Annotated in this window: 20 protein-coding genes; 9 read left to right on the forward strand and 11 right to left on the reverse strand. The window is 64.9% G+C overall.

Annotation, left to right across the window (positions count from 1 at the left end; translation table 11 throughout):
- Positions 1 to 34: 34 nt before the first annotated feature.
- Positions 35 to 970, reverse strand: coding sequence for a transporter (locus tag ASB57_RS08465; protein WP_057651827.1), 936 nt, complete (start codon positions 968 to 970; stop codon positions 35 to 37).
- A gap of 604 nt (positions 971 to 1,574) precedes the next feature.
- Here ASB57_RS08465 and ASB57_RS08470 point away from each other — a divergent pair.
- The 5 genes from ASB57_RS08470 to ASB57_RS08490 all read left to right on the forward strand — a co-directional run bounded on the left by ASB57_RS08470 (position 1,575) and on the right by ASB57_RS08490 (position 5,835).
- Positions 1,575 to 2,423, forward strand: a complete 849-nt coding sequence (locus tag ASB57_RS08470) for a DUF2092 domain-containing protein (RefSeq protein WP_156414096.1) — start codon at positions 1,575 to 1,577, stop codon at positions 2,421 to 2,423.
- Entirely contained in the window at positions 2,420 to 3,124 is a 705-nt protein-coding gene (locus tag ASB57_RS30970) for a hypothetical protein (RefSeq protein ID WP_156414097.1), read from the forward strand. Before ASB57_RS08470 ends, ASB57_RS30970 begins: the two co-directional genes overlap by 4 nt.
- Before the next feature lie 29 nt (positions 3,125 to 3,153).
- Positions 3,154 to 3,840 carry a DUF3313 domain-containing protein gene (locus tag ASB57_RS08480; RefSeq protein WP_057651830.1) on the forward strand — a complete coding sequence of 229 codons (687 nt, stop codon included), beginning with the start codon at positions 3,154 to 3,156 and terminating at the stop codon, positions 3,838 to 3,840.
- 189 nt (positions 3,841 to 4,029) lie between these two features.
- Positions 4,030 to 5,016, forward strand: coding sequence for an alpha/beta fold hydrolase (locus ASB57_RS08485; RefSeq protein ID WP_057651831.1), 987 nt, complete (start codon positions 4,030 to 4,032; stop codon positions 5,014 to 5,016).
- A 156-nt stretch (positions 5,017 to 5,172) separates the two neighbouring features.
- The gene (locus ASB57_RS08490) at positions 5,173 to 5,835 is read left to right on the forward strand and encodes a glutathione S-transferase family protein (protein WP_057651832.1); all 663 of its coding nucleotides are present in this window, start codon (positions 5,173 to 5,175) and stop codon (positions 5,833 to 5,835) included.
- 168 nt (positions 5,836 to 6,003) lie between these two features.
- Here ASB57_RS08490 and ASB57_RS08495 read toward each other — a convergent pair whose 3' ends face one another.
- From ASB57_RS08495 to ASB57_RS08515, 5 genes are all read right to left on the reverse strand, one after another.
- Positions 6,004 to 6,342: a carboxymuconolactone decarboxylase family protein gene (locus ASB57_RS08495; RefSeq protein WP_057651833.1), complete on the reverse strand. Its 339-nt coding sequence runs from the start codon at positions 6,340 to 6,342 to the stop codon at positions 6,004 to 6,006.
- Positions 6,339 to 7,454 carry an alkene reductase gene (locus ASB57_RS08500; RefSeq protein WP_057651834.1) on the reverse strand — a complete coding sequence of 372 codons (1,116 nt, stop codon included), beginning with the start codon at positions 7,452 to 7,454 and terminating at the stop codon, positions 6,339 to 6,341. Before ASB57_RS08500 ends, ASB57_RS08495 begins: the two co-directional genes overlap by 4 nt.
- A gap of 27 nt (positions 7,455 to 7,481) precedes the next feature.
- Positions 7,482 to 8,093 carry a glutathione transferase GstA gene (gene gstA, locus ASB57_RS08505; protein ID WP_057651835.1) on the reverse strand — a complete coding sequence of 204 codons (612 nt, stop codon included), beginning with the start codon at positions 8,091 to 8,093 and terminating at the stop codon, positions 7,482 to 7,484.
- A 132-nt stretch (positions 8,094 to 8,225) separates the two neighbouring features.
- Entirely contained in the window at positions 8,226 to 9,092 is an 867-nt protein-coding gene (yghU, locus tag ASB57_RS08510; protein WP_057651836.1) for a glutathione-dependent disulfide-bond oxidoreductase, read from the reverse strand.
- 43 nt (positions 9,093 to 9,135) lie between these two features.
- Complete coding sequence (locus ASB57_RS08515; protein WP_082621460.1) at positions 9,136 to 10,233, reverse strand: NADH:flavin oxidoreductase; 1,098 nt, start codon at positions 10,231 to 10,233, stop codon at positions 9,136 to 9,138.
- A gap of 424 nt (positions 10,234 to 10,657) precedes the next feature.
- Here ASB57_RS08515 and ASB57_RS08520 point away from each other — a divergent pair, with 424 nt between their 5' ends.
- Entirely contained in the window at positions 10,658 to 11,740 is a 1,083-nt protein-coding gene (locus ASB57_RS08520; RefSeq protein ID WP_057651837.1) for a permease, read from the forward strand.
- Between the two features lie 84 nt (positions 11,741 to 11,824).
- Here the strand turns inward: ASB57_RS08520 and ASB57_RS08525 are convergent, their stop codons facing one another.
- Positions 11,825 to 13,060, reverse strand: a complete 1,236-nt coding sequence (locus ASB57_RS08525) for an MFS transporter (RefSeq protein ID WP_057651838.1) — start codon at positions 13,058 to 13,060, stop codon at positions 11,825 to 11,827.
- 141 nt (positions 13,061 to 13,201) lie between these two features.
- Between ASB57_RS08525 and ASB57_RS08530 the strand changes: the two genes are divergently transcribed.
- Both ASB57_RS08530 and ASB57_RS08535 read left to right on the forward strand, forming a co-directional pair.
- Entirely contained in the window at positions 13,202 to 13,852 is a 651-nt protein-coding gene (locus ASB57_RS08530) for a GntR family transcriptional regulator (RefSeq protein ID WP_057651839.1), read from the forward strand.
- Between the two features lie 31 nt (positions 13,853 to 13,883).
- On the forward strand, positions 13,884 to 15,098 hold the full coding sequence (locus tag ASB57_RS08535; protein WP_057651840.1) for an MFS transporter: 1,215 nt from the start codon (positions 13,884 to 13,886) through the stop codon (positions 15,096 to 15,098).
- Positions 15,099 to 15,216: 118 nt separating this feature from the next.
- Here the strand turns inward: ASB57_RS08535 and ASB57_RS08540 are convergent, their stop codons facing one another.
- Both ASB57_RS08540 and ASB57_RS08545 read right to left on the reverse strand, forming a co-directional pair.
- Positions 15,217 to 15,894, reverse strand: coding sequence for an RraA family protein (locus tag ASB57_RS08540; protein ID WP_057651841.1), 678 nt, complete (start codon positions 15,892 to 15,894; stop codon positions 15,217 to 15,219).
- A gap of 24 nt (positions 15,895 to 15,918) precedes the next feature.
- Complete coding sequence (locus ASB57_RS08545) at positions 15,919 to 16,950, reverse strand: amidohydrolase family protein (RefSeq protein WP_057651842.1); 1,032 nt, start codon at positions 16,948 to 16,950, stop codon at positions 15,919 to 15,921.
- Between the two features lie 195 nt (positions 16,951 to 17,145).
- Between ASB57_RS08545 and ASB57_RS08550 the strand changes: the two genes are divergently transcribed.
- Complete coding sequence (locus ASB57_RS08550; protein WP_057651843.1) at positions 17,146 to 17,928, forward strand: IclR family transcriptional regulator; 783 nt, start codon at positions 17,146 to 17,148, stop codon at positions 17,926 to 17,928.
- 124 nt (positions 17,929 to 18,052) lie between these two features.
- Here the strand turns inward: ASB57_RS08550 and ASB57_RS08555 are convergent, their stop codons facing one another.
- Together ASB57_RS08555 and ASB57_RS08560 are read right to left on the reverse strand one after the other, a co-directional pair.
- Positions 18,053 to 18,841 carry an SDR family NAD(P)-dependent oxidoreductase gene (locus ASB57_RS08555; protein ID WP_057651844.1) on the reverse strand — a complete coding sequence of 263 codons (789 nt, stop codon included), beginning with the start codon at positions 18,839 to 18,841 and terminating at the stop codon, positions 18,053 to 18,055.
- Positions 18,842 to 18,848: 7 nt separating this feature from the next.
- Positions 18,849 to 19,874, reverse strand: coding sequence for a tripartite tricarboxylate transporter substrate binding protein (locus ASB57_RS08560; protein ID WP_197425003.1), 1,026 nt, complete (start codon positions 19,872 to 19,874; stop codon positions 18,849 to 18,851).
- Between the last annotated feature and the right edge of the window lie 42 nt (positions 19,875 to 19,916).

The following is a 19,916-nucleotide window of genomic DNA, read 5'->3' on the forward strand; positions in this document are numbered from 1 at the left end:
CGGCGGGCAGAGCCGCCGGCCCGGACGGAGTCGATCAGAACACCAGCGCGACGCTGGCCATGACGGTGCTGCCACTATCCAGCCGATTGGTGCTGGCCACCGTCGGCACCCAGCGCAATGACATGGACAATGAACGTTCTGCAGACAGCTTGCGGTCGTAAGTCACGATCGGGCCCAACGACAGGTCGTGGCCCTTGAACCCATTCAGCTTGTTGGCGGTGTCGCCCCGGTCATTGCCCAGTTGCAGGATGGTGCCGACTACCATCCCCAAGCCCAGGCCATTGCCGAACATGCGCCGCGCCATGACGTCCGTGCCGAACAGCGGCGCGTTGTGATAATCCGTATCCCGATTGGGCGTGTAGATCTGCAGGCTCGTGACCGCGTCCAGCTGCCAGTGCGATTCGGGAAAGATGCGCGTGTACGCGACCTGCGGCACGAACGTCCAGTTATTCAAGCTGGGATTGGCCAGGTTGTTGGCGTTATAGCGGCCAGTCGGCGCCCAGATATTGAGACTGAGCGCCACATGCTCGGTCTTGGAAAAGTGGTACCCGGCCACGATGGGCGTGAAGTAGAGATCGAACAGATCGGACGCGCGGTCGGTCGTGCCCACGGTATTGCCGCGCGGGCCCGTCACCGCCGCGTTCACCTTGGTCCAGACGTAGGGCACGGTCATCCCGGACGCGAAGTTCCAAGGTCCGGTACCGGTGTCCCAGGTCTTGAGCACCGTGGCCAGCGTGAAAGACACCTTGGCGTCCAGTCCCACCGAGAGGTTGCGGCCTACCGGGACTTCACGGCCACCATGCAGGCCGCCGTCGAGGTAGAGCTCGGACAACTGGACTATCGTCACGGGTTCCGGGGCGACGATGCCTATATTCGCCTGCACGCTGGTGCCGCTGACCTGTCGGCCCAGCGCGCCTTCCGTCGCGGCGGCGGGCGCCGCGCACGCAAGCAGTACCAAGCCTGCTGCCATCCGGACGAACCCTGGCCGCCAGTCCCTGGAAAATAGCTTGGACCTCTGCATTGCTTCTCCCCGATCCTGAATCCTGGAGCAAGGTGCGGACGCGTGGCTGCGTGACCACGAACGCGGTCAGGACGATCAGCGGTAATACGGGGGGAGACGCCGTGGCGACGCACTATTGCGCGATACAGCGGTACGGAATAGCAAGGACGGGCGTCCGGGAAACAGCCCATGCCGGGTGAGGACGATGCGGCGCCTCTTCCTGAAGACGTTGCGGGCGATCGAGGAAATCGCCGACAGGATACGCGCGGGGATACGAAGGATACGGTTCACGATGACCTCACTCTGCACAGCGTATGGAATACGTGAAACAGCTGCTCTGGACCGCAAACGGTGGCGTCTGTTGCGATAGCGCCACTTTTTCGAAATTCCTGAATTGCGTTTTGTCGCGCAAGAATGTGGCATTATTCGCACAATGTTTCGCAAAACACAACGGGACGCTGACACTTTGTTTCTTCAAAACCAGCAGCTGGGAAGTCCAGGGCCGTTCTGCTGAGTAACGCCGTGTTGAATCTTGCAAGCCACGCGCAATTCCGCATAAGGAGTCGCAGTGAAGATGCTTCGATCTGCCCGCCTGCTGTTGGCGTTTTGCTATTTGGGATTGACCAGCCCACTGTCATTCGCCGCACCTTCTGAGGCGGTTCCTCAGAGTCGATCTACCGCCGCGCCGGCCGGACCACCAGCCATCCCCGCTCCGTCGTCTCCCGCGTTCGCGCCGGACACCGTCGATCCCAACGCGGTCGAAGCGCTATTGGCGATGGGCCGCTACCTGCGCACCTTGCAGACGTTCATCGTCACGGGCGACAGCGCCACCGAGGCCGTGCTGGACAACGGCCAGAACGCCACCTTTCTGCACCGCACCGTAGTGCAGGTACGGCGCCCGGACCGGGTCCGCGCGGAAATCGTCGGCAGCGCGAAGCCGCGCGGTCTTGTCTACAACGGCAAGACCTTCACGCTCTACGACAACAATCGGCGCTACTACACCGTCCAATCCGCGCCGCCGACCATCGATGAACTCGTTCCTGTGCTGCGCGATCAGTACGGGGTCGAGATGCCGCTGGCCGACCTGTTCAATTGGGGCCTCGAGAGCGATGATGCCAGGCGGCTGACCGCCGCCACTTCGCTGGGGTTGGAGCGGGTCAACGGCAAGCTGTGCCGTCATTACGTGTTCCGCCAGCCCGGATTGGATTGGGAACTCTGGTTGCAGGGAACGCAGCAGCTCCTGCCTTGCCGCTTGTCGATTACCGATGTCACGCAGCCTTCCCGGCCCACTTTCTCGGTGGCGTATCGCTGGAACCTGCGGCCTGGCCTGAACGCGGTGACCTTCAGCTATCGGCCTGTCGCCGGCATGCGCGAGATCGGCGCCATGCGGGTCTCGCCCGAGCCCTACAAGGAGGCGAAATGAAAAGCCGCTTCCGTGTGACAGTATGCGCGCTCGCCTGCGTTGCGGCGATGACCTTGGCCACCACGCAGGCGATGGCCTTTCGCGGCGGTGCGCGCACCAGCCTGCGGCCCATGTCCATGCCGCATGGCGGTAGCTACCAGGGTGGTTTCCACGGTGGCGGGGCGAATTTCTCCGGTGGTCATGCGCCCATGGCAAATGCGCCGCGTGGCGGCCATCCGGCGCCCGGAGGCAGCCCGAACCAGCATGGCGGTGGACCCAATCCGAATGGCGGTGGTCCCAATCAACATGGCGGTGGACCCAACCATGGCGGACCGCCAGATCAACATGGCGGCGGTCATGGCCATGACGGCGATCACGGCGGTGACCACCATGACGATCATCATGATGACGGTCACCATAATGACGATCACCACGACGACCATCATGACGATCATCACGATGACCACCATGACGATGATCACCACCACGATGACTACTACTACGGCTACTCTTCCGGCTGGTATGTCGATCCGTTCGCCGCGGGAGTCGTCGCCGGCGCGACCACCGCGGCGGTGATCGGCTCCATGGCATCCACGCTGCCGCCGCAGTGCACCACCGTCATCGTCAACGGCCTGACCTACCAGCAATGCGGTCCCACATGGTATCAACCGGTGTATGTTGGGACCACGGTGCAGTATCAAGTCGTCGTTTCTCCCCGTTGATGTTCCCAGTTCCTAGAAGAGGTGCCGCCATGAAATCCCGTTTTCTGCGTAAGTCTCTGCTGACTGTCTCCACCGTTCTTCTGGTGGCGGGTTGCGCCTCCTCGCCGCCGCCGCGCGAGTCCGGCTTCCTGGGCGATTACTCCCGCCTGGAAAAACAGGACGCCCCGGGCGGGGGCACCCGGCTGGCCTATATCAACCCGGCCTTCACGCCTGACAAATACAACGGCCTGTGGGTCGATCCCGTCGTGTTCTATCCTGAACCGAAGCCCACGGAAAACGTGTCGATGGCCACCATGAACCAGGTGCGCCAATACATGGACGAAGCGGTGCGCAGCCGTTTGGCCAACAAGGTCCGCCTGGTCAATCACTCCGGCCCCGGCATCGCCCACGTGCGTCTGGCCATCACCGCCGTCGGCGCCGAAACCGAGGCCCTGGCGCCTTACCAATACATCCCCATCGGCTTGATCATCACGGGCGCGAAGGCCGCCATCGAAGGCGGACGGCCGCAGAACGCTTCCCTGGCCATCGAAACGCAGGTGTTGGACAGCCAGACGGGCCAACTGCTGTTCGCCTCGGTCCGCGGCGGCACGGGTGAGCAGATCCGCAGCACGGCGCAGGGCCAGGGCTCCGTGCAGCCACAGAATCTGAAGGCCTTGATCGATACCTGGGCCGACGGCGCGGCCGCCCAGGTCGGGCAGTACGTCAAACCTTTGTAGCAGGACGCTGCTGCCCTCGCACCGTGACATCGTCATGACATCCCGACCCCGGCGACGGGGACGCGGCTGCCATGACACAGCGCAACAATTTTCGCGGTGCGCGCGTAAACTCGACAGTCGGTCGCGCGCGGTGGCGCCCGTGCGCCGCGGCGGCCGTTTCGTCGTGTCTACCGCGAGGACCCTGCCGCCATGAATGCACCCCACTTCGACGCCCTGGGCACGCCGATCCGGCGCGGCCACATCGATACACCGCAAGTACGGCTGGCCTACGAAGACTGGGGCGATCCGCATGCCCCGCCGTTGTTGTTGATCATGGGACTGGGCGCACAAATGCTGTTGTGGCCCGATGGTTTCTGCAGGCGGCTGGTCGAGGCCGGATTCCGTGTCATCCGCTACGACAATCGGGACATCGGCTTGTCGGGACGCATACGCAGCCTGGTGCCGCCGCCCAACCTGTGGTGGCTGATTGCCCGGGCGCAACTGGGCATGCAAAGCAAGGTCCCCTATACCCTGGAAGACATGGCGGACGATACTGCCGCCCTGCTCGACGGCCTGGGACTGGAACAGGCGCACGTCGTCGGCGGCTCCATGGGCGGCATGATCGCGCAGGTCTTCGCCGGGCGCTATCCGGCACGCGTGGCCTCGCTGGCCGTCATCTTCTCCAGCACCTGTCAGCCCTTCCTGCCGCCGACCGCGCCCAGCCTGCTGTGGAAGCTGCTGCGCAAGCCGCGCCCGGAGACCGGCCTGCATGGGCAGAAAGCCCACGTCAAAGCCCTGTTCCAGGCGTTGGGATCCGCGGCCTATCCGGTCGACGAAGCGGAGATGGATGCCCTGATCGACCGCCTGGGTGAACGCGGCATCGACGGCGGCGGCGCTCGGCGCCAGCTGATGGCCTTGCTCGGCACGGGCGATCTACGCCGCTATGCCCAGCGCATCCAGGCACGCACCTGTGTCATTCACGGCGCCAAGGACCGCATGCTGCCGCCCGCGGCCGGCCGCGCGGTGGCGCGCGCCATCCTGGGTGCGGAGTTTCACCTGATCGCCGGCATGGGACACGACTTGCCCCGCCAGCTATGGCCGCTGCTGACGCGCCTGATTGCCTGCAACGCCCTGCCGGTGACGCGGGACATTACCGTGCCCGACGAGCATGCCGTGGTGGCCCGCGCAGCGGCCTGAGCCGGTTGGACGCCTGATCCGCCCGGCTGCCCGGTATGCCCGCCCCGCCGGCTCACGGCGGTCACCCGGGAAACGTCGCCCGCATGTCGAAAGCCGGCGTGCCCATTCGTCGTGAGTACAAGCACCCCGTCCTCACCACGTACCAAGGAAACCGCCATGGCGCCGCGACTCTACTACCACCCCTTTTCCTCGTATTGCCACAAAGCCCTGCTGGGCTTCTATGAGAACGACATCGCCTTCGACGCCCGTATCGTCGAAGGGCCCGGCTCGCCCTGCTACGAAGACCTGGCATCGCTGTGGCCCGTGAAACGATTTCCCTTCATGGTCGACGGCGACCGGCAGGTCATGGAAGCGACCTGCATCGTCGAGCACCTGCAGGTCTACCACCCCGGGCCATTGCGGCTGATTCCAGCTGACACAGCGGCGGCCCTGGAGGTGCGCTGGCTGGACCGCTTCTTCGACAACTACATCTCCGCGCCCGTGCAGAAGATCGTGTTCAACGAATTGAGGGAAGACCCGGCGGTGCGCGATCCCTACGGCGTGGCCGAGGCGCACACCATGCTGGACAATGCCTACGGCTGGCTGGAAAAGCACATGGCAGGACGAGTCTGGGCGGCCGGCGACGCTTTCACGCTGGCCGATTGCGCGGCGGCGCCCTTCCTGTTTTATTCCCACTGGGTGCATCCCGTCGGGGCTAGCCATCCCAACATTCGTTCTTACCGCAAGCGCCTGCTCGAACGGCCGTCGTTCGCGCGCTGCGTGGAAGACGCGCGGCCTTACCGCGGGTTTTTCCCGCTGCCTATTCCGGCGGGCGAGTGAGCGGCGGCCTGCGCTGCAACCGCCGCGCGTCCCGCGCTGGGCGCAGCGCCAGATGGCAGAGCGGACGGTTCACCGAACAGGATTGCCTTGCTGCCATAGTGGTACGGCCCTCGAACGCAACTCGGTGACTACCGGTCGCCTTACCCGCCTTTGCGCAGGGTTCATCGGCTACCCCAACTGCTGATAGGCCTCGATCACGCGCGCCGAATAGGTCAGCGCCGCTCCGGCGTTCAGCGCGATGGCTACAGCCAATGCTTCCGAGATTTCCTCCAGCGATGCGCCCGCCTCGGCTGCCTTTTTCGTGTGCACTGCAATGCATCCGTCGCAGCGCGTCGTCACTGCCACCGCCAGCGCGATCAGCTCGTGGATCCTGGGCTCCAGATGCCCGCTCTTAGCCGCCGCGTTATCCATGGTTGCCAGGCCACGCAACACGTCCGGGCTGTGCTTCGCAAAGTCGCCGACGCGCTCCAGAAGCGACGCGCGATAACCGGTCCAGTCTTGCATCATGAGTCTTGCTCCAATTCAGGTTCGACCCGCAGGTCTTGCTCTGTCAATGTCGGGTAGTCGGTGTAGCCTTCGGCCCCTTGGCTGTAGTAAGTGTGGACCTCATCCTGGTTCAAGGGCGCCCCATTGCGCAGCCGGACCACCAAGTCCGGATTGGCAAGAAATGGACGGCCGAAACTGATGGCGTCGGCGAGCCCGCTGTCGATGTCGGCCTTGGCGCGCGCCAGGTCGTAGTCGCTGTTCAGAATGAGCGGACCCTCGAAGTGTGTGCGGATCAGCGGTGACAGCCGCGGAACATCGGTGCTACCGAAGCTTCCCTCCGGACCCGGCTCGCGCAATTCCAGGAATGCGATGCCCATGGCGTTCAACATGAGGGCCGCAGCCGTGAACAGCGGCGCGGGATCGCTGTCGTCCACGCCGTAGGACTCGCCGTTGGGCGACAAGCGCACCGCGGTACGATGAGCGCCGATCGCATCCGTGACCGCTTGCGTCACCTCGCCGAGCAGACGCACACGATTGGCGACGGAGCCGCCGTATTCGTCCGTGCGCATATTGCTGTTGTCGCGAAGGAACTGGTCGATCAACTGTCCGTTGGCCGCGTGGATCTGGACGCCGTCGAAGCCTGCCTCGATCGCATTGCGAGCGGCCGTGACGTAGTCGGCGACCAGCCCGGGAATCTCACTGACATCCAATGGCCGCGCTATCTCGAACGGTTTCTTGCCGTCGTACGTGTGCGCCTCGCCCGGCATGGCGGTGGCGCTGCTCGATACGGGCTTCGACCCCGTCACGGCGGAATGCGCCATGCGGCCCATGTGCCAGAGCTGCGCGAAGATCAGTCCACCTCTATCGTGCACCGCCTGCGTGACCATGCGCCACGCCTCTACCTGCGCGGCGGACCAGAGGCCCGGCGCGTACGGCCAGCCCACGCCCTGGCGGGAAATACCGGTTGCCTCCCCGATGATGAGACCCGCGCCGGCGCGCTGCGCATAGTATTCCGCCATCACAGGAGTCGGTACATGGTCGCGGGTGGCGCGCGCACGGGTCAACGGCGCCATGACGATACGATTGGCCGCGTTCAGCGCGCCCAGGACGACAGGGTCGAAAAGAGTTCTCATGAATACCTCGTGAGTTGCGGTCGATGTTCAGCCAGCCAGGCGTTGCTCTTCTTCTCGCGCCGCGCGAACACTGGCTCGCGCCTCCATGCGAGCCATGAATTGCTGGATCGAGGCATGTCCGGAAAGATCCAGTCCCACCCTGGGTGTCCAGGACAGCACGGTGTACAGGTAGCCATCGGGGGCCGAGAACCGGGCCCCCATCAGGTAGTCGTTCGTGGCCAGGTGCTCGTCGATATACTCGAACTTGGGTATCAGGTTGCCGTCGGCGAATCGCCGCTTCGTCACATCATCGAGGAACGGCGAGAACATCACGGCCATGCCCTTGTGCATGTCGGTCGATATGAAATTCAGCCACTCCAAAGCCTTGTAGCGCTCGCGGCTTCCGACGGGCGGCAGCAGATTGCTTGCGGGATTCTGATCAGCAATCCACTGCAGGATGACCGCCCCCTCGGTGATGAGATCGCCGTCATCCAGTCTCAATACCGGGATGACGCCCTTGGCGCTCACTTTCAGATAATCGCCTTCAACCGTGGTCTTGGTCTTGAAATCGACCTTGACCAGATCGAACGTCTGGCCAGCCTCGTGCAGCGCTATCTGAGAGGCGAGTCCGCAGGACCCTGGCGAAAAATACAGCTTCATGGAAAAACCTCGTACGGAGAATGTGAGAGCGGCCACGGGCAGCTCGCTTGCGATAGATAAATAAGGGGCCGCCTCCATTACTCGCGCCTTCACCAACGCGGTTCGAGCCGGCGCGCTTCGAGTCGATACACATCACGTCAACGCGTCGAAATCTCTTGCGTCATGGCGTTCGCGCAGGAATGTGCCGGGGTCGCCGGACACGCGGTTCACCAGCCTGCCGCGCTTCACCGCGGGGCGCGCGGCAATGGCGTGGTACCAGCGCAGAACGTTCTCGTATTCCCGCACGTTCAGGAATTCGTGCGTGTTGTAGACACCGTACAGGCTGCCCGGATGCCACGGCCAGACGGCAATGTCCGCAATGGTGTATTCGCCGCCGGCAAGGAACTCGTGCGAGGCCAGATGCGTATCCAGTACATGCAGTTGGCGCTTGACCTCCATGGCATAGCGGTCTATCGCATACTCGATCTTGATCGGCGCATAGGCATAGAAGTGTCCCAGGCCTCCGCCCACGAAAGGCGCCGTGCCCATTTGCCACATCAACCAGTTGAAGGTCTCGGTGCGTGCGCGGCGCTCGGCCGGCAGGAACGCGCCGAACTTCTCCGCAAGATAGACAAGAATGGATCCGCTCTCGAATACGCGCATGGCCGGAGCGGCCGAGCGGTCCACCAGTGCCGGGATTTTCGAATTGGGATTGATGCCCACGAAGCCGCTGCCGAACTGGTCGCCCTTGAATATGTCGATAAGCCATGCATCGTATTCGGCGCCGGAATGGCCTGCCTGCAGCAACTCCTCCAGCAGGATCGTCACTTTCTGGCCGTTTGGCGTGCCCTGCGAATAGAGCTGCAGCGGATGCAGGCCTACCGGCAGTTCCTTGTCAAATCGCGCTCCCGACACCGGGCGGTTGATGCTGCCGAACGTCCCGCCATATTCGGTACCCGGCGTCCAGACTTTCGGCGGGACATAGGATTCGGGCTGGTTCTTGCGTGGCGTTTGCGACATGAATGTCTCCCTGGTCCGGGGTATCCGGAATAGCGGGTTCAGATCAAAGGGATCCGGGCACGAGGAAGTTCTGCCATCCCCGCATGTGGTTGATGAAGCGTTCGCTTAGTCCGCTCGCGCGCAGGAACTGCGCCGTCACGGGTAGCCGGGGACTGTCGTAGCACGGGTCGGCCTTCACCTGGAGGGGAAAGTCGGGTCGCAGGATGCCGGCGCGGCCGATCAGGACGAAGTCGCATCCTTCTTCCAGCAACTGCGCCGCGCGCCGCGCGCTCATGATCTTGCCTGCGGCGCCGACACGGACGCCCTTGCGCGGAATTTTTGTGAAGACGCTGAGCATTTTGCGGCCGGCATAGGCGCCGGCTTGCACGACCTGGGCGGAGTCCCATAGCGCCAGGTCCAGATAGTCGATCAACTCGCGATCAAGGATGTCGGCCGTGATGTCACGCAGCTCCTCCAGGCGCAGGCCGTATCGCTCGACGGACAAACGCCAGCCGATCTGGAACCGCGGGCTACAGGCGTGGCGGATGCCTTCGATAATTTCGATCGTGAGACGGGCCCTGTTTTCAAGGCTTCCGCCGTACTTGTCGGTGCGATCGTTCAGGATCGGAGACATGAACTCGGACAATATCCAGCCGAAGGCGCCGTGCAGCGCGACGCCATCGAAGCCAGCGAGTTCAGCCCTGCGGGCAGCAGCGATGAAGCTGTCGCGGATACGCTCCACCTCTTCCGTCGTCAGCGCCCTTACGCCGGGCAACGTCGAATTCGATGCCGGTGCAGGAATGCCGCCGAGTTCCGGCCGGGCGCGATGTCCGGCGTGGTGCAGCTGCACCGCGGATAGCCCGCCCCCCCTGCGGATCGAGGCAGCCATCTCGCCCAGCCCTGCGAGATGCTCATCGCGGTGTATTCCCAGTTGCCGCGCGAACGCGATGCCGCTCGCCTCGACGGTCGTGGCGCAGGTCTGGACCAAGCCGTAGCCGCCTTCCCCGACCTGCCTCATCCAGTCCTGGTCGTGGCGGGAAGCGAAACCGTCGTGCTCGCTTTGCTGATTCGTCAGAGGCGCCAGCATGAACCGGTTTTGCATAGTCGGCCCATGCAAGAAAGATAACGGTTCGAATAGCTGCGTAACGGCGGAGGTGTTCATGGCGGGCGCGTCGGCTCGGTTGGATTGCTTGCAGTTTGAGCGCGCGCCGCTCATGGATACAGATCACAAACTGGGTAATATTATTGCCCTGGATAGAATAATTATGATCACCGGTAGACCAGGCACCAGGTTTTCTCGTGTGCCAAAATGGATTTCCGCTTCAAATCCAGTTTTTTATTGCGTTTGATGAAATTGGCTCGCGCTGATCGCTTTGCCTCGCCGGGCAACCAGCACCTTGATCAGGCTCCCGAGTATGTCCTGCCTGCCTCGCTGCTCGCTGCTCGCTGCTGCAGCCGCGCCGCGGCGCCTACGACGTCAAATCCTGGAAAGACTTGCGCTTCGACGTGCTGCCCACGATGATCAAGGACCGCGACGGCGCCGTCACGCAGACCATCGGGTAATAGTGAGTAGCAGTATCGCCCCCATGAACACGCACACCAGCCAACAACGCTCATTCCATCCCGCATGGGGCATCGCCGTTTTCGTAGTGCTGGCCGTCGCCGGCCTGTTCTACGTGAAATGGTCGCCTTATTACCAGCGGGCCTTCGTGGCGGCCGAGCATCATTCGATCGGCGCGTCCATCCTGATGGGTACGGAGGCCGCGCCGCCGCCGGCGTCGCTCACGGCCGCGCTGAACTACGCCCTGGCTTACGGCAAGGCGATCTGGCAGGCCATGGTCCTGGGCCTGCTGCTGGGCTCCGCGGTGCAGGCCTTGCTGCCGCGGCGCTGGATCGTGCGCGCCCTGGGCGGCACGGGACTGGGCAGCGTCTTCGCGGGCGGCTTGCTGTCGGTGCCCGGCATGATGTGCACCTGTTGCGCGGCGCCGGTGGTAGCCGGTCTGCGCCGCTGCCAGGCCGCGCCAGGCAGCACGGTCGCATTCTGGCTGGGCAACACGATGCTCAATCCGGCCACGCTGGTGTTCATGGGCTTCGTACTGGGATGGAAGTGGATGGGGCTGCGGCTGGCCTTGGGCATCGTCATGGTGTTCGGCCTGGGTTGGCTGATCAATCGCATGAGCCGGGGCGACACCCGCGACTTCGACGAAGCGCAGGCCGAGGCCATGCAGGCCGCCGACGTCGACGTGCAAGCCGACGATGACATGCATCCCTTCGTCCGCTGGCTGCGCTTGTTCGTGCGCATGGCAGCGCGCCTCATTCCGGAATACATCGTCCTGGTGCTGTTGCTGGGCGCCGCCCGTGCCTGGCTGTTCCCGCATGTCGATGCCAGCATCGGCAATGAATGGCTGTGGATCATCGGCCTGGCAGTGGCGGGCCTGCTGTTCGTCATCCCCACCGCCGGTGAGGTGCCGATCGTGCAGGCCATGCTGTCCCTGGGCATGGCCGCCGGCCCCGCCGCCGCCCTGCTCGTGACGCTGCCGCCCGTCAGCCTCCCCTCCCTGGCCATGGTCGCCCGGTCCTTCCGACCCGTCGAACTGATCACCCTGGTCGCCGGCGTGCTGGTGCTGGCCCTGGTGGCGGCGGGGCTGGCGATTGGATTGGGGTTCTAGCCAGCCGCGCAAGCAACACCCAGACCGCAGCCAGGTGGCAGCCCGCGGTTCGGGCTTCGCGCGGATGATCCGCGCTTTGCGTTCTTACTCCGCGCCCACGGCCTTGGCCGCCTTCGCCGCCTTGCGACCGGCGATGTCCGCCACTCGCCAGGTGCCCACCGCGCCCACCAGCAGCAACACGCTGGTGCCGAGGAACACCGCGGGCATGCCGTAATGGCCGCCGACATAGCCGCCCAGCAAGGGGCCGGTCACCTGCCCTACATATTGGGACGACACTGACCAGCCCATGATGCTGCCGACGAAGTGGTCCGGCACGTTGTGCCGCACCACGGCCGCGATGCAGGGCAGCAGGCCGCCCAGCGCCAGGCCCATCAAAAAGCGCAGTCCCACCAGTTGCCAGCCGGCCGTGACGAAGGCCTGCGGGATCAACAGGATGGCGGCAACGACCAGCGCCAGTACGATGACGTAACCATGCCCGATACGGTCGGCCAGCCGGCCCAGGCGCGATGCGGAAAGAATGCTGCCCAGCGCCGCCGCCGACATCGCCAGGCCCGCCACGAAGGTGACTTTCGAGGGATCGGCGACCAGCGTGTTCACGTACACCGTGATGATGGGTTCGATGGACATGTTGGCGAACATCAGCAGCATGCCCGTGAACAACATGGTCAAGACCACGTCGCGGCGGGGAATGTGTGCCCAGCCGCCCTTGGGACGGTCCTTGGCGGCGGTCGTTGCCCGCGGCCCTTCCTTGACCAGGAAGGTCGTGGCCAGGAAGGCGATGAAGATCAGGCCGCCGGACAACCAGAACGTCGCACGGATGCCGATCAGGGGCGGCAGCGAACCGCCGATCAAGGGCCCGATCAGGTTGCCGGCCATGATGCCGGACGACAGCACGCCCAGCGCCCAGGCCGAACGATTCTTCGGCGTCTGCACGGCGACCAGGATGGTGGCGCCGGAGGAATAGCCGCCGGCGATACCCGTCAACAGCCGCAAGGCCAGCAACTGCCAGATGTTGGTCGAAAAGCCGATCAGGGAAATACAGATGGCCATGCCCAGGCTGGCGCGGATCAACATGGGCTTGCGGCCATAGCGGTCACCCAGGTGGCCCCACAGCGGCGCGACGATGCCCGCCGTCAGGAACGTGGCGCCGTAGGCGATGCCCGACCACTGGACGATGGCCGCATGGTCCTTGATCCCCAGTTCCTCGACGTAGAGGGGCAGGAAAGGCAGCATCAGCGTCATGCCGACCAGCGTGGAGAACGAGCCAAACAGGCAGACCAGCAGATTGCGGTGCCAGTGGGGATTGGGATCTAAAGCCATGGGATCGGGGGGAGTGTCGGACGAAATCCTGAGGGTCGTTTGCTTGGGATACCAAGCTGGGATACATTAAACACCGTCCGGCGGCTTGTCAATTCCGCTTTTTAAATTCTGTTGCCGCCGCTCGCCCGGTCAGGAGTTTTTATGTCCCAATCCCTGGAAGTCGAAAAACAACTACGCGCGATGATCCTCGACATGCAATTGGGACCCGGCGAACGTCTTACCGAACGTTGGGCCGAGGCGCAGATGGGTGCCTCGCGCACCCCGGTGCGGGCCGCCCTGCTGCGCCTGGAGTCCGAAGGACTGGTCTGTCGCGAGGGGCGTGGCTGGATGGTCACGCCGATCAACATCGCCGAGATCGAGCAGTTGTTCGTCTATCGCGAAGTGTTGGAAGTGGCGGCCATGCGGCTGACCGTGGCCAATCTGGACCACGCCGGCCTGGATGACATCGAAGCCCTGCTCGATGACTGTGGTGAACAGGCCAGTGCCGAGGAGACCCACCGCATCGGCCTGGAATTCCACGTGCGCCTGGCGCAGCTGGCCGGCAATGAGTTCATCAGCCGCGGCGTGGCCGACGCCATGAACCGGCTGGCGCGCACGCGCTGGCTGGAAAGCGACCCCATCGGCCACGGTTGGGCCGAACACCGCGCGGTCCTCGGCGCGCTGCGCGAAGGCGACGCCGAACGCGCCGTCGCGCTGGTGCAGGCACACGTACGCGAAAGTCGCGACCGCCTGCTGGCCGTCCTGCGCGAAGACCGCCGCAGCTTCCGCGCCCGCGGCGTAATGGTGGCATGATGGCGGCTCCTGCCTCTGCCGACCCCGTTCAATGAGCGCCGCACCGTCTTCTTCGCCAGTCGAATCCGCTAACCCTGCTCCTGCCCCACATCGCATCATCCTGGTCCTGGCGATTGCTGCCTTTGCCAGCGCGTGCGCATTCAGGATTTGCGATCCGCTGCTGACGCAGCTGTCTTTGGAATATGGGACCAGCACCGGTGAAGCGGCCGGGGTGGTGACGATATTCGCGGTGGCCTACGGGGTGTTCCAGTTTTTGTTCGGGCCCCTGGGGGACCGTTACGGCAAGTACCGTACGGTGACGGCCGCGGCGTTTCTTTGCGCGGTGGGCAGCCTGGGCGCGGCGCTGGCGCCCAGTCTCAACGGCATGCTGGTCGCCCGCTTCCTGTCCGGCGCGGCCGGCGCGGGCATCATCCCGCTGGCCATGGCCTGGATCGGCGACAACGTCGACTACGCCCAGCGTCAGGCCACCCTGGCACGCTTCATCACCGGCACCATCATCGGCATGGCCGCGGGCCAGCTTATCGGCGGCCTGTTCGCCGACACCATAGGCTGGCGCGCCGCCTTCGCCACCCTGGCCGCCATCTACCTGGCCGCCGGCATGCTGCTGGTGCGCCTGACGCCGGCCCGCTCGGACGCCGAGCGCGCGGTCCCCGCCGGTTTCCTGGGACCCATCCGCAATGTGCTGGGCTACCCCTGGGCACGTACGATTTTGTTCACCGTCTTTCTGGAAGGCGCGCTGGTCTTCGGCGTGCTCGCCTTCGTCCCCACCTACGTGCAACAGCGCTTCCAGCTCGGCCCGACGGCGTCAGGCGCCATCGGCGGCCTGTTCGCGGTGGGCGGCATCGGCTATGTGATCATCTCGCGCAGGCTCATCGCCAGGCTGGGCGAGATCGGCCTGGTGGCATCCGGCGGCCTGGTGCTGATGGCGGCCTGCGGGCTGTATGCGCTGGGTCCCACCTGGACGTGGTGCGCGGTGGCCAGCCTGCTCAGTGGCTTCGGCTACTACCTGATCCACAGCACCTTGCAGACCAATGCCACGCAGATGGCGCCGGCGCGGCGCGGCACGGCGGTCGCGCTATTCGCCTGCTGCCTGTTCCTGGGCCAGTCGGCCGGCGTGGCCGTGGCGGCCGCCCTGGTGCAGCGGGTGGAGCCGTACTGGTTGTTCGGCGGCACGGCAGTGATATTGCCCCTGCTGGGCGCGTTCTTCGCGGCCCAGCTGAAGCGTCGCGCCATCGGCGAACAATAAAGGAAAGGGCAACCCTTGGAGGTTGCCCTGTCTCCCGAGGGAGCGTTTCCTGCCCGGCAGGCCCGCAGCCGTGAAGGCGCGGGCCAGATGACGCCAGCCAGATCAGGCCATTAAGCCATCACTCTTCGAAGTAGCAACCCTTGTCGCGCAACTGCTTCTCGTAGTACGCGCGATTGTTGTCGCCCTTGCCGATGTCGGCGAAGGTGTCGGTTTCCTGCTTGTGCTTGGCCTGCGCCTTCACCAGCACTTCCTTGGTCGCATCGTAGGCGATGCACAGCAGCCCGTCGTCGTCGCCGACCACAAGGTCGCCCGGCTCGATGACCAGGCCATCGAAGGCCACCGGCACGTTGATCTCGCCCGGGCCGTCCTTGTAGGGGCCACGGTGCGTGACACCCGCCGCGTACACGGGGAAGTCATGCTCGCGGATCCAGGCCAGGTCGCGCACCGAACCGTTGATGATGATGCCGGCGAACTTCTTCGCCACGCAATAAGCGATCATGCGTTCGCCGATGAGGGCATTGGTCAGGTCGCCGCCCGCGTCAACCACGATGACATCGCCTTCCACGGCCATGTTCAGCGCCATGTGGATCATCAGGTTGTCGCCCGGACGCACCTTGACGGTCAGCGCCGGCCCCGCCAGCACGCCACCTTTGTGCAGCGGACGCAGGCGCGGCCCGCCAGCGACGACGCGATGCATGGCATCGCTGATATTGGCCACCGGCAATGCGGCGAACTTGGCCGTCGTCTCTGCATCGACGGCACGCTTGCGTTTGAGAACCTGAAAACCTGCGTTCATCCTGAACTCCTTCCTGTGGTGTGCTTATGCCAAAACGCCGCGCCGTTCCAATTCAGGACGCAGGCGGCTGTAGACCTTGAAAGCATTCTCGCTGAACATCAGGCGGCGGTTCTCCTCGGAGAGCCAGCTGACCGCGTCGATGTAGCGCTTGGTGTCGTCATAGTTGAAACCGGTACGCGGATTGATGCCCTTCACCGCGCCGACGATCTCCGACGCGAACAGCACGTTCTCCGGCGGAATCACTTGCAGCAGCAATTCGATGCCGGGCTGGTGATAGACGCAAGTGTCGAAGTACACGTTGTTCAACAGCTCTTCCACCGGCGGGCGCTGCAGGTTCTGCGCCAGGCCTTGATAACGACCCCAGTGGTAAGGCACGGCGCCGCCACCATGCGGGATGATCATCTTGAGCGTCGGGAAATCCTTGAACACATCGCCTTGCAGGAATTGCATGAAGGCCGTCGTGTCGCCGTTGATGTAATGCGCCCCGGTGAAGTGAAAATTGGGATTGCAGGAGCAACTGACGTGGATCATGCCCGGCACGTCCAGTTCGACCATTTTCTCGAACAGCGGATACCAATACTTCTGCGTCAGCGGAGGATCGGTCCAGTAGCCGTCGGTGGGATCGGGATTGATGTTGCAGCCGACGAAGCCCAGCTCCTCCACGCAACGCACCAGTTCCGGGATGCACTCGGCGGGACTCACGCCCGGTGACTGCGGCAGTTGGCAAACCCCCGCCAGGTTGGCCGGATAGAGTTCCACCGCCCGATGGATCAGGTCATTGCACAAGCGGGTCCAGGTGGCGCTGACCTTGCTGTCGCCGATGTGGTGAGCCATCTGGCCGGCCTGCGGCGAGAACAGGGTCAGGTCGACACCCCGCTCGCGCTGGATGCGGATCTGGTTGTTTTCCAGACCTTCCCGGATTTCATCATCGCTAAAGCGGATGTTGGGATCGGGCATGTGCTTGGTCTTGTCGACCACGGCGGCGATCTGGCTTTGCCGGAAATCGCGCAGACGCTGAGGCGCCGTCGTGTAGTGGCCGTGACAATCGATGATCATGGTGCTGCTCCTGCGGGATTCTGCTTGGACTCTGTCGGCGGGCAGTCTAGGCACTTCGCCGTCCGCCTACAATAGCGTTCCGGCTGGTGGAACGATCGCCCCGGTAACGCCTGGAAACACCGTTGCACACCGGGACGCCGGACGTCCGGCAACGGCCACGCCACCCCAACTCTATACACCAGACCCCACCCTCGTATGTCCACCCCCGCCTCCAGCACCGCCGCGGCCGCCCCGCCCCGCCCTGAACCCGTTACCGCCGTGGTCCGTGCCCTGGCCCTGCTGGATGCGTTCGGCATCGAAGACAGCCAGTTGAGCCTGGCGGAGCTGGCGCGCCGCACCAGCCTGCCCAAGACCACCACCTTCCGTCTGGCGCATACCCTGGCGCAGGCCGGCTACCTGGTGCAGCTGGAAAACGCCAGCTGGCGCCTGGGCCCCGCCACGGCCTGGCTGTCCGCGCGCTATCACGTGGCATTCGATCTGCACGATGTGCTGGAACCGATCCTGCGCGATCTTGCTCGCAGCACCGGCGAGACGACGTCTTTCTTCGCCCACGACGGCAACCGCCGCGTGCGCCTGATCCGCGTGCGCGGCCATGACGATTTCGCCAGCAGCTCGCGGGTGGGCCAATCCCTGCCCTTGACCAAGGGCTCCGCCGGCAAGGTCATGCTGGCCTTCGAAGGCCAACACGGCGCGGAGTTCGAGCAGATCCGCCGCCAGGGTTATTGGTGCACCCTGGCGGAAATGCACCCCGGCGCGGCCAGCGTGGCGGCGCCGGTGTTCGGCGGTTCCTGGAAGGTCATCGGCGCGCTGTGCGTCGCGGGTCCGGCGGACCGCCTGGGCCTGGCCGAACTGGAAACTTACGCGCCTGCCGTCATGCAGGCCGCGCGCAAGGCATCGGCGGCCCTGGCCATGAACGGCAGCGCAAGGCGCGCCGCGTCAGGCGACGACGACGCAATCCCGCCGCCGCAACATCCATGACCGGCGCGTCATTGCTGGTGGGCACCACAGATTTCCTTCGCCGCAGGCTCCGAAGTCGACTTGGCATCCGGAGGCGCCGGTATGCTAGCCCCCGGCGCAGGCGCCGCCCCTTGGGGGCCCGGCCCTACAACAGTCCCCGCGCGATACCCCCATCCACATTGATACTCTGTCCCACGACATAGGACGCGCGTGGCGAAAGGATGAACGCGGCAACGTCGCCGATTTCCCGCGGCTCGGCGAAACGGCCCGCCAGGATCTCCTCGGCGAAGTGATCGAGGATTTCCTGCTCCGTCTTCCCCTGGGCTTGCGCCAGGTCCCGCGCACGATTCAGCCACAGCGACGTCAAGGTGCGCCCCGGGCAGATCGCATTCACGCGTATGGCCGGCGCCAGCTCGCCCGCCAGGGTCTTGGTCAAGGCCAGCAAGCCGGCTTTATGGACGTTGGAGACGACCTGGTTGGGATACGGCATCTTGGCCGCGGCGGCGCCGAACAGCAGCACGCGCGGCTGGCTGGCGCGCCGCAAGGCCGGCAGGAAAGCTCGCACCAGCCGCACACCGCCCAGGATGTTGTACTCGTAGTTGGCCAGCCACGCGTCATCGTCCAGCGCTTCGAAGGGCGCGCGATGGCTGCCGCCCGTGGCCACGACCAGCGCGTCCAAAGGCTGCTCCTGCGCTTCCCACCGCGCGCGCAAGGCATCGATGGCCGCGGCATCCGTCACGTCGGCGGCCACGCCATGCACCGACGCACCGGTTTCAGCGGCCAGCGCCGTGGCGGCCGCCTGGATGCGCCCCGCGTCACGTCCCACCAGGGTGACGTCCGCACCCTCCAGCGCCAGCGCGCGCGCTGTCGCCAGGCCTATGCCGCCGCTGGCGCCCACCACCAGGATGCGGTCGCCCCGTAATTGCAGATCCATGCCTGTCTTACTCCAGATGAATGTCGGCCTGCTTGATCACCGTACGCCATTTGTCGGTATTTTCGCGCACCAGTTTGGCAAGCACTTCCGGACCGCCCGCCACGGGCTCGAAACCCAGGCCCAGCAGGCGCTCACGCACCGCCGGATCAGAAGCGGCGGTGGCGACGCTGCGCTGCAAGGCATCGACGATGGCCACGGGTGTCGCGGGCGGCGCGAACAGGCCTTCCCAATTCGTCACGTCAAAACCCGGCAGCGCCGCCTCGGCGACGGTCGGCACATCCGGCAGGGCCACCGACCGCGTCGGCGTGGTGACGGCCAGGGCGACCAGGGCCTTGGCCTGGATCTGCGGCACGGCCGAGGCCAGGGTCACGAACAGGCCGTCGACATGACCGCCCAGCAGGTCGGCCACGGCGGGGCCGCCGCCTTTGTATGGCACGTGCGTCCAGGACACCTTGGCACGCTGCTGATAGAGCACGGCCGACAGATGGCCCGCGCTGCCCGCCCCCGGCGAGGCGATGTTCAAGGGCCGTCCTTCCGCCGCGCGGCGCCGGGCCAGGTCGGTGAACTCGGCCAAGGTGCGCACCTGCAGGCTGGGGTGCACCACCAGCACCTGAGCCGCCGTGCAGACCAGCGAAACGGGCGCGTAGCCGGCGACCGGGTCGTAGTGGACCTGGCTGTAAAGAAAGGGATTGATGGTGATGGCGTCCGATGCCAGCAGCAGGGTCAGACCATCCGGCGTGGCGCGCGTCGCGGTTTCGAAGGCCAGGTTGCCGTTGGCACCCGGCTTGTTTTCGACGACGAAGGACTGGCCGAAGTCCTTGTCCAGGCGTTCCGCCAGCAGGCGGGCCAAGGTGTCCAGGCTGCCGCCGGCGGCCGTGGGCACCAGCACACGCACGGTGTTCGAAGGATATTTGCCCACGGCGCCCGTGGTCGTGGTGGCCGCCGTGGCGGGCGCCGCCGCGGCCCAAGCCGGCAAGGCTGCCAATGCCGCGCCTTGCAGCAGACGGCGTCGTTGTCGATATACAGTGTCCACGCTGAACCTGACCCCACGGCCGAGCCGCAAAATGAAGAAGGG

Source organism: Bordetella sp. N (assembly GCF_001433395.1).
Lineage (GTDB): Bacteria > Pseudomonadota > Gammaproteobacteria > Burkholderiales > Burkholderiaceae_B > Bordetella_C.